9 protein-coding genes are annotated in these 8551 nt (G+C 64.7%); 6 read left to right on the top strand and 3 right to left on the bottom strand.

The genetic code is table 11. From position 1 onward, the window contains the following. Positions 1-453: ABC transporter substrate-binding protein (locus ELR45_RS34575; protein WP_165367474.1), on the bottom strand; the 453-nt coding region annotated here is incomplete at its 3' end. 191 nt (positions 454-644) lie between these two features. Between ELR45_RS34575 and ELR45_RS04495 the strand changes: the two genes are divergently transcribed. From ELR45_RS04495 to ELR45_RS04475, 5 genes are all read left to right on the top strand, one after another. Next, a complete protein-coding gene (locus ELR45_RS04495) occupies positions 645-1367 on the top strand; it encodes a GntR family transcriptional regulator (protein ID WP_165367473.1) in 723 nt (240 codons plus the stop codon). A 153-nt stretch (positions 1368-1520) separates the two neighbouring features. Then, complete coding sequence (locus ELR45_RS04490; RefSeq protein WP_129663794.1) at positions 1521-2582, top strand: endonuclease/exonuclease/phosphatase family protein; 1062 nt, start codon at positions 1521-1523, stop codon at positions 2580-2582. After that, positions 2575-4374 carry a metallophosphoesterase gene (locus ELR45_RS04485; RefSeq protein ID WP_129663792.1) on the top strand — a complete coding sequence of 600 codons (1800 nt, stop codon included), beginning with the start codon at positions 2575-2577 and terminating at the stop codon, positions 4372-4374. Before ELR45_RS04490 ends, ELR45_RS04485 begins: the two co-directional genes overlap by 8 nt. A gap of 146 nt (positions 4375-4520) precedes the next feature. Continuing rightward, positions 4521-5138, top strand: coding sequence for a ClpP family protease (locus ELR45_RS04480; protein ID WP_129663790.1), 618 nt, complete (start codon positions 4521-4523; stop codon positions 5136-5138). 5 nt (positions 5139-5143) lie between these two features. Next, complete coding sequence (locus ELR45_RS04475) at positions 5144-5764, top strand: ClpP family protease (protein WP_129663788.1); 621 nt, start codon at positions 5144-5146, stop codon at positions 5762-5764. Here the strand turns inward: ELR45_RS04475 and ELR45_RS04470 are convergent, their stop codons facing one another. Further along, positions 5765-6151, bottom strand: a complete 387-nt coding sequence (locus tag ELR45_RS04470; protein WP_129663786.1) for a helix-turn-helix domain-containing protein — start codon at positions 6149-6151, stop codon at positions 5765-5767. Positions 6152-6282: 131 nt separating this feature from the next. Beyond that, positions 6283-7170 (bottom strand): SigB/SigF/SigG family RNA polymerase sigma factor, encoded by an 888-nt coding sequence (locus ELR45_RS04465; protein ID WP_205855939.1) that lies wholly within the window; start codon positions 7168-7170, stop codon positions 6283-6285. Positions 7171-7424: 254 nt separating this feature from the next. Between ELR45_RS04465 and ELR45_RS04460 the strand changes: the two genes are divergently transcribed. Then, positions 7425-8551, top strand: a 1127-nt coding sequence (locus ELR45_RS04460) for a hypothetical protein (RefSeq protein WP_205855938.1), incomplete at its 3' end; no start/stop codon positions are given.

Genomic DNA, 8551 nt, shown 5'->3' with positions numbered 1-8551 from the left:
CTGTAGGGCGAAGGGCACACCGTAGACCTGGTCGTCGTCGACACCTCGGGCGCCGTCGAGGATTTCGTCCGGGAAATCCGCCAGATCCTCGATCTCAGCGTCGAGTGGAACAAGGCTTTCCGACGCGATGAGCGGCTGAAGCAAGCCGTACGATCGCAACTGCGCGACGTCGGGCCCGTTCTCGTCGGAGAGCCCGGTGCGGAGGATGGTGTCGTACTCGTCGGCCTTGTACGGGATGTATTCCACGGTCACGTTGGGGTGAGCGGCCTCATAGATCTGGAAGATCTTGTCGTAGGCGGCGACGTCTTCCTGCCGCCATCCCCAAACCTCCAGATTGATGTCGTCGGTGGTACTCGAGCCAGTGCTGCCCTCGGGATCGCTCGGACTGCATGCCACGATGCCGAGCGCCAGCGTTCCCAGAGCGGCGATAGCGCCGCGGCGTCTGCTGGTCATGTGAGTCTCCAGTTGGATGAGTGGCGTCCGTGGGCTCTGACGATATACTGGTCTATACCGGTCGTCAATGCTTGAAGCCGGTCCGACCGCCAGGTGCCGTACGTAGGATGGGCGTAGTCCTGGCCAGCAGAGGAGTTGAGGAATTGCCGAGGCAGCGACACGAGCCTGCGGATGGCAGGCCCGAAGTGTTCGTGGCTGATGGGACTCGCCCCAAGGGTGAGCACATCCGGGATGTCCTGACATCGCTGGTGCTTGAATCCAGAGAGGGCTCGTTGCTCCCATCTGAGCGAGTGCTCGCGGAACAGTTCGGTGTGGCGCGGATGACCCTTCGCGGCGTGATCAACGAACTCGAAAGCCGAGGCCTGGTCCGTCGAGTCGCCGGCCGTGGGACGTTCGTGCAGCACCCGACGCTCACACACTCTGAGATCTTCCGGTCGTTCAGCGAAGACATGCAGAACCGCGGCATGACACCGGGGTCGCGGCGATACCGAGCCCGTACCCGTCCGTCGCCACGCAACGTCGCCGCCCGGCTCGGTATTGAGCCAGGAGAGCACGTGCATTCCATCGAGCGGGTCAGGACGGCAGACGGGGTTCCCATGGCGCTGGAGAGCACCAACCTGTCGGCGGAGAGGTTTCCGAGTCTGCTCGCCGAGATGGGGAAGGATGACTCGCTCTACGAAGTGCTGGCGCGGGTTTTTGACGTACGACTCGAGTCCGCAGAGCAAACTGTGTCGATTGCGAGACTCAGCCCAGGTCAGGCCAGTCGGCTGGAAGTTCCTGACTACGATCCCGCCTTTGCCGTGGAGCGTGTGGCGGTCGACAACATGGGCAAGGTCGTGGAGTTCGGGCGGTCACTGTACCGAGGTGACCGATATGCCATCCAGATGCACGTCAGCCGCCCTTCGGAGCTATAAGCAACCGCTATTCGGCGGGTAGTCGAATCCGCCCGGACCTGTCGCGTCCGCTGCCTTCGTAGCGGCGCATGGCCTCTTGTTGCCTCCGGCGATGGGTGCTACATTCCGGTCAAAATACTGGTCTAGACAGGTTTGTGGGAAGGGGAGGGTCACGTGAGGTTCAAACACGTCGTGGTCGCGATCGCTGTATGCGGTGCCGTGATGACGCCTACCGTGTCGATGGCGACAGAGTCTCCGGACGCGGCGGCTGTGGCGCAGGATGAGTCGACGGTACGGATGCTCGACTTCAACTTCGCCGGAAACGGCTTCAACCAAGGCCGCACCGGAGCTCCGGTAGACGATGCCGTGGACAAGATCTCCGACGAGGACGCGGAGATCATCGGCCTCAACGAGATGTGCTACACGCAATGGGTCGCGCTGCGTGACCGGTTGAAGGCCGAGCCCGGATACGAAGGTCTCACCGAGCACGTCGTCGTCACCAACTACAACATCCCGAACTGCTACGACCCGGAGGTCAACCCAGACGGGTGGTACGTCATGGGTCTGCTCAGCAAGCACCCGTCCGAGCAGGTCATGTTCGGTGACACGCCATACCTGGACCTTGGTTACCACTACCGGCAGCGCTTCCGGAAGCTCGTGTGCGGCGATGTCGACGTGCCGGACGCGGCGGTCATCCGAGCGTGTGTGACGCACACCGAGGTGCCTCTGGTCATCATCAACGAGACGTATTTCCCGGACGATCCGGACATCTCCAGTGATCCGAACTACGGGCGCTCGATCAACTACGCACAGGCCAAGTTGATCTCCGAGGCCATCACGCCGATGACAGAGCACATGCCGGTCGCCCTGCTCGGGGATCTGAATGAGCTGCCATTCCTGCCGTCACTCGACTTCTTCTACGCGAAATGCGGCGGCCACGGCGTATTCGAGGAGGTTGATGGCCGAGACCCGCGCTGGCGCGGCAACATTCGGCGGTTCAACCTCGGCACCGAGGACTGTCCGCTCCGGCAGGGCGAATGGACCATGGGGGCGGAGGGCGCTCCGGACATCTACGACCAGCCCTACCGGAGCAACCGCAAGATCGACTACATCTTCGTCGACCGCCGGCACTTCAAGGTGGACACCGACTCAGGCCGGGTGCTGTCGACGCCCTACTCGGACCACAGAATCGTCGTCGGTGACGTGGCGCTGAGGAACGAGGCAGACCATGCGTGACAAGAAGCGATCCCTCGTGGCTCTCGGCCTCGTCGTGGCTCTGTTGCCCATCGGCTTCGCCGCGCCGGCCGCGGGATCCAGACAGCCAGATGCCGATTTCCGGATCCTTCCCTATCTCCAAGACCCGAGCGCGTCGGGTGTCAGGGTCACCTGGTTCACAGAGGAAGCAGAGCCCGGGCGCTTGGTCGTGCGCGGGCCGGGAATCGCTGGAAAGTTGACCTACGACGTCGAGGGCCAGCTGCAGTCGGAGTTGTCATACACGAGCGCGGAACTAGACCAGGAAATACCCGGCCTAGAACAAGGGTCGTGGCTGCAGGGACCCAGTAGCTTCAAACACACGGTCCCAGTTGAGGGCCTCAAGCCAGGTCACCGATACCGCTACACCGTAGAGCAGGGTGATTCGACGTTCCGGGGCCACTTCGAGACCGCCCCGAGCTCTGAAGACTGGCGGCAGGTTCGGCTGATCGCGATGGCGGACTCAGAGACCGAGCCGCGAGGGCGCGTACAACAGCGAGAGTGGGCGCCCGGTGCGTTGGCCGACGGCGGTTTTGACCGGCCCTCCGCAGAACCGGGCTCCGCGTGGGACCAGGTCCACGGAACCACCACCTTGTCAGGCACTCGCGTTCTTCGGTATCCGCTTACCGAGGACGAAGGGCTCGGCAGCAACCTTGCGGTCGTCGAAGACAGGTCGCCCGACGCCGTCCTCTTCGCCGGAGACCTGGTCCAGGGCGGCGGGTATCAGCCCGGTTGGGATGAGTTCTTCCGGCACACGGCAGGTGAGAACGGCGACCTGCTATCGTCCGTGCCCATTCTGCCGGCACTCGGTAACTGGGAGAGTTACGGCTCCATCAACGGCGGTTACGGAACGCCGGACGACCGTGCGCCGGTCGTCCGATCGCGCGCGAAGTTCCACGCGTACTTCGACGGTCCTAGCAATGGCACGCCGGAGCACCAGGACAACTACTATCGCGTCGACTATGGCCCGGTCACCGTCTTGACCCTGGACAGCAATAACGGAGAGCCTGACGACAGCGCGGACGCCTATGCGCCAGACGACAGACTCTCCGGCAGGGAGTACACCGGCCCGGGTACGGACACGCAGGAGAACTTCACTCGCGAGGAGTATGAAGCCGCCGGCGGGACCGATCTGTCGGACTTCAGTCCCGACAGCCGGCAGTGGACCTGGGCTGAGGAACAGCTGCGCGACGCACGGGCGTCCGGGCAGGTCGTCTTCGTACAGTTCCACCATGCGCCGTTCAGCAGTGGCGAACACGGCCTACCGATGAACCACTCGCTGACGTCGGGGCAAGGTGGTACGCCGATGCGGGTCTATCACCGGCTCTTCGAGCGGTACGGGGTCGCCGCGGTGATCTCCGGGCACAGCGAGATGTTCGAACGGAGCTTCGTCGATTCAGACGCCGACGGCGTCGGTGTCCACTATTACGACGTCGGCGTATCGGGGGACGGCCTTCGCGGTGTTCGCCGAGACGGTCCCTCGCTCGATAGCCCGCAACTCAACTACAACGCATTCAGCCAATGGACGGCTGATCAGGGTGAGCCTGAGCTATGGGACGTCGTCAACGGCGAGCCGCACTTGGTCTCCGGTGGCAAGCACTATGGACACCTAGAGATCAACGTCACGCGCGTCGGTAGGACTACCCGAGTCACGTTGACTCCGGTCCATGTGTTCCCGGTGCTCGATGAGAACCTCGACCTCGTGCGAACCGAGCGGCGAACCTACTCGGACGAGGGCGTGATCGACATCGACGACGACGGCACACCGACCGGCTGAGCCGTGCCGCCAGGTTAGTCGTGAACGCTCGATGGTGAGCCTGCTCTGCTGTGGGCAGATTGTCTTGGCCGGGCAGAGCGGGCCGCCGCATGGTTGATGGTGAGGCCCGGGGAGTTCGGGCCTCACCATCAACCCAGGGAGAGACCATGGCGACTTCTGCCGCAGCGCCCGCGACGGCCGCGGGCACACTCGATGACCAGCTGGCTACGCGGCTGCTCCACCAGCGGATCGTCGTCCTCGGGACCGAGGTCGACGACGGGGTGGCGAACCGGCTGTGCGCGCAGCTCTTGCTGCTCTCAGCCGAGGATTCACGCAACGACATCAGCCTCTACATCAACTCGCCGGGAGGCTCGGTCAGCGCCGGGCTGGCGATCTACGACACGATGCGGATGATCCCGAACGACGTCAGCACGCTGGCCATGGGCTTCGCCGCCAGCATGGGGCAGTTCCTGCTGTGCGCCGGGACCGCGGGCAAGCGGTTCAGCCTGCCGCATGCTCAGGTGCTGATGCACCAGGGTTCGGCCGGCTTCGGCGGCACGGCGGCCGATGTCGAGATCTACGCTGAGCAGCTGGAGCGGACGGGCGCACTGATGAACAGGCTCACGGCGGAGCACACCGGGCAGCCGGCGGAGGTGATCGAGCGGGACAGCCAGCGTGACCACTGGTTCACCGCGGAGGAGGCGCTCAGCTACGGGTTCGTCGATCACATCGTGGAGCGGGTGGACGACGTGCGACCCGCGACGGCCCAGCGGATCGGGGTGTGACGACGATGAGTCAGTACACCATCCCGACAGTGGTGGAGAAGACCGCCGGCGGGGAACGGGTCTCCGACATCTACTCCCGGCTGTTGTCGGAGCGCATCGTCTTCATCGGCACCGAGATCGACGACGGCGTCGCCAACGTCGTGATGGCGCAACTGCTCCATCTGGAGTCGGTCAGCCCCGATGTGGAGATCGGCCTCTACATCAATTCACCGGGCGGCTCGTTCAGCGCGCTGACGGCGATCTACGACACGATGCAGTTCATCCGGGCCGACGTCGCCACGTTCTGCATGGGGCAGGCGTCGTCCGCCGCCGCGGTGATCCTGGCCGCCGGGGCGCCTGGCAAGCGATCCGTTCTCAGGCACGCCAAGGTGCAGTTGCACCAGCCGTCGAGCCAGGCCAGAGGGACACTGCCGGATCTGGCCGTGGAAGCCAAGGAAGTGATCAAGGTCCGTGCCGAGATGAACGAGATCCTCAGCAGGCATACCGGTCACCAGCTGGACAAGATCAAGAGAGACACCGACCGGAACAAGACCTTCACGGCCGAGGAAGCCGTCGACTACGGCTTGGCGGACCAGGTCATCTCCAGCCGCGCGGCGGTCATGGCCGAATCGGCTGCCGGGTGGTGATCAGGCCGCGAGGAGGGTGACGTCGCCGGACGAAGGGCCGGGCCGGCGGGTCTGCGTCCGCCTGGCACGGAAGGCGTCCAGCCGGACCACTCGCGCATGGCGGGCGTGGTCGGCGACAAGCTCGCTCCTGACCTCGGCCAGCACGTCGGGCAGTTCGATCCGCAGCGCCCCGCACACGGCGGCCAGCACCTCGGACGAGGCTTCCTTGCGGCCACGTTCGATCTCGGACAGGTACGGCACCGATACCCGGGCGGCGCGGGCCACGTCGGCGAGTGTCCGCCGTTGACCGAGGCGGGCGCGGCGCAGCACCTTGCCGAGGGTGGTCCGCAGGAGTGGCCTCGAACGCCGGTTGTGTTCCTCTGGGCCGATCACAGGCAGATCCGACATCTGGAGTTACCTTCCACGCTGGGCGGTGACCGCCGTGCCATCACCGATGTGCTCAACGTATCGGCTTGCTGCTCCTCGGCTGGAGTGGTTTCGCTGCGGGCTTAGTGGCCGCCGTGCCGACGTTCGCCATGTCAGGCTGCGTGACGTCGTCGAGCGGTTGACTGCGGACCACGATGGTCCCGGCGGTGCGTGAGCTGGGGGTGGTCGGTCGCGTCGAGGTTCCCGAGTCCGGCGCGTAGCCGGCCGAGGATGCGGGCGAGCAGTCTGGAGACCTGCATCTGTGTGACGCCGAGTTCTTGGGCGATCTCTTGCTGGGTCCAGCCGTGGAAGAAGCGTAGGTAGAGGATGCGCTTGTCCCGGTCGGGTAGTTCGCGGCAGAGGGGTTTGAGTGCGGTGGTCGCTTCGGAGCGGTCGAAGTTGGCGTCGTCGTCGCCGAGCATGTCGGACAGGGACGCTCCTTCTTCCGTGCGGGTGGGTGCGTCGATGGAGACAGGGGTGTAGCAGCTGCGGCAGCCGAGGGCTTCGTTGATGTCGGAGACGTCTTCGTCGAGGTGGTCGGCGAGTTCCTCGGGGCTGGGGGAGCGGCCGAGTGTCTGGGACAGGTGCGAAGTGGCTGCGGTGATCTGGCGGTGTAGGTCCTGGATGCGCCGCGGTGGGCGCACGGTCCATCCTTGGTCGCGGAAGAACCGTTTGATCTCGCCGGTGATGGTGGGCATGGCGAAGGAAATGAAGTCGATGCCGCGATCTGGTGCGTACCGGCGTACGGCGTTGACCAGTCCGACATAGGCGACCTGGGTGACGTCGGATTGTTCGTCGGAGCGTTTGGCGTAGCGCCGGGCGATGGATTCGGCGAGTCCGGTGTTGAGCACGATGGCTTCGTCTTGGAGTCGGCGACGTTCGTCGGCGGCCGCGGAGGCGGCTTGTTTCAGCAGACGGTGTGTCAGCTCGACGCGGTCGACGTCGTTCCGGCTGGTGGCCTGGGATGCGGGGCGACGGGTTGTGGAGATATGAGCGGACACAGCCAACACCTACTCAGGTTTCAAGTGGTCTGGTGGCTGCTTCTTAACCACGTCGTTATATTGCTACCGAAGCACAGGCCGCCACCGTGTGTCAACGCCCAATTCGCGATCAGCGCGCCCGGGTGGTCGTAGGTGGCTCGCGGCAGTGAATTGGCACTCCGTGTCATTGCGTGAATGAGCAGCACGGGTGTGGTGCCCGCGCCGCCGGGTAGCGAGGTGATGAGACGAAGACATGGAACGGCGGCGGAGAGGCGGTGCGGGTGTCAGTGGAGGACTGGGACAAGGCGGCGGAGCGTTCATTGACGATCGGGCTCGTGGCGGACCCAGGCTTACCGGCCGAGTTTGCCCAAGGACTCAGCGAGTGGCTCCCGGAGCAGCTGTCGGAGACGTTCGACGACCAGGTGTCCTGGGAGGTCGAGGTACGCCTCTACGAACTTCCGCTCGACGACGACGGTCAAGTCGCATTGGTCCGTGGGGTGGACAAGAGGCTCCGTGAGGAAGGGTGGGACTTGATGGTCTGTCTCACAGAGCTCCCGCGGCGGCTAGGGGTGCGGCCACACGTTTTCGACCTGAGCATGTCCAATGCCGCGGCCCTCGTGTCCGTGCCGGCATTGGGGTGGTTCCGCGCGCGTGCGCGCGTGCGAGCGACCGTGGCGTACCTGATCTCTCGGCTGGCCGCGCCGATTCTCGGCTGGTCAGAGACCGATCGACGCTCTGCCCACGGCCGCCGTCCAGCCACGAAGATCATAGCTGGGGCGCATGAGATTCCGGGGGAGGAGGAGAACATCGAGGCGCACGTCGCGCTGAGCGGGCGGCGCGGCAAGGTGCGCCTGCTCTTCGGCATGGTACGGACCAACCGCCCGTGGCGACTTGTGCCGAGCATGTCGACCGCCATCGCGGCGGCTATGGGCATCGCGGCGTTCGGCGTCTTCTACTCGAACATGTGGGAGCTGGGCGATGCTCTGAGCCCGTTGCGGAAGGCGCTGGTGATGGTCCTGGCGATCGCGGCCATGTCGACGTGGCTGATCATCTACAACACACTCTGGGAAAGACCCTCCGCAGCGTCGGCCCGTCAGCAGTCGGTTCTCTACAACGTGTCGACGGTCGTGACGTTGCTGATCGGTGTGGCGTTCATGTATGCGGTTCTGTTCGGGGCCATAGTGGTGGCTGCGCTTGTGGTGATCTCTTCCGACTACTTGGAGTCGACGTTGGGCCATCCGGTCTCGTTCGCCGATTACGTGAACGTCGCGTGGCTCGCCAGCTCGATGGGGACCGTCGCCGGTGCCGTCGGCTCCAGCCTGGAGGGCGAAGAAGCTGTCAGGCAGGCTACCTACAGCAAACGTGAGCGTGAGCATCGGACTCTGCGAGAAGAAGAGGAAGA

Source organism: Phytoactinopolyspora endophytica (assembly GCF_004138495.1).
Taxonomy (GTDB): Bacteria; Actinomycetota; Actinomycetes; order Jiangellales; family Jiangellaceae; genus Phytoactinopolyspora; species Phytoactinopolyspora endophytica.
The sequence above is the reverse complement of the archived record's forward strand: the minus strand, read 5'-3'. Positions and strand labels throughout refer to the sequence as shown.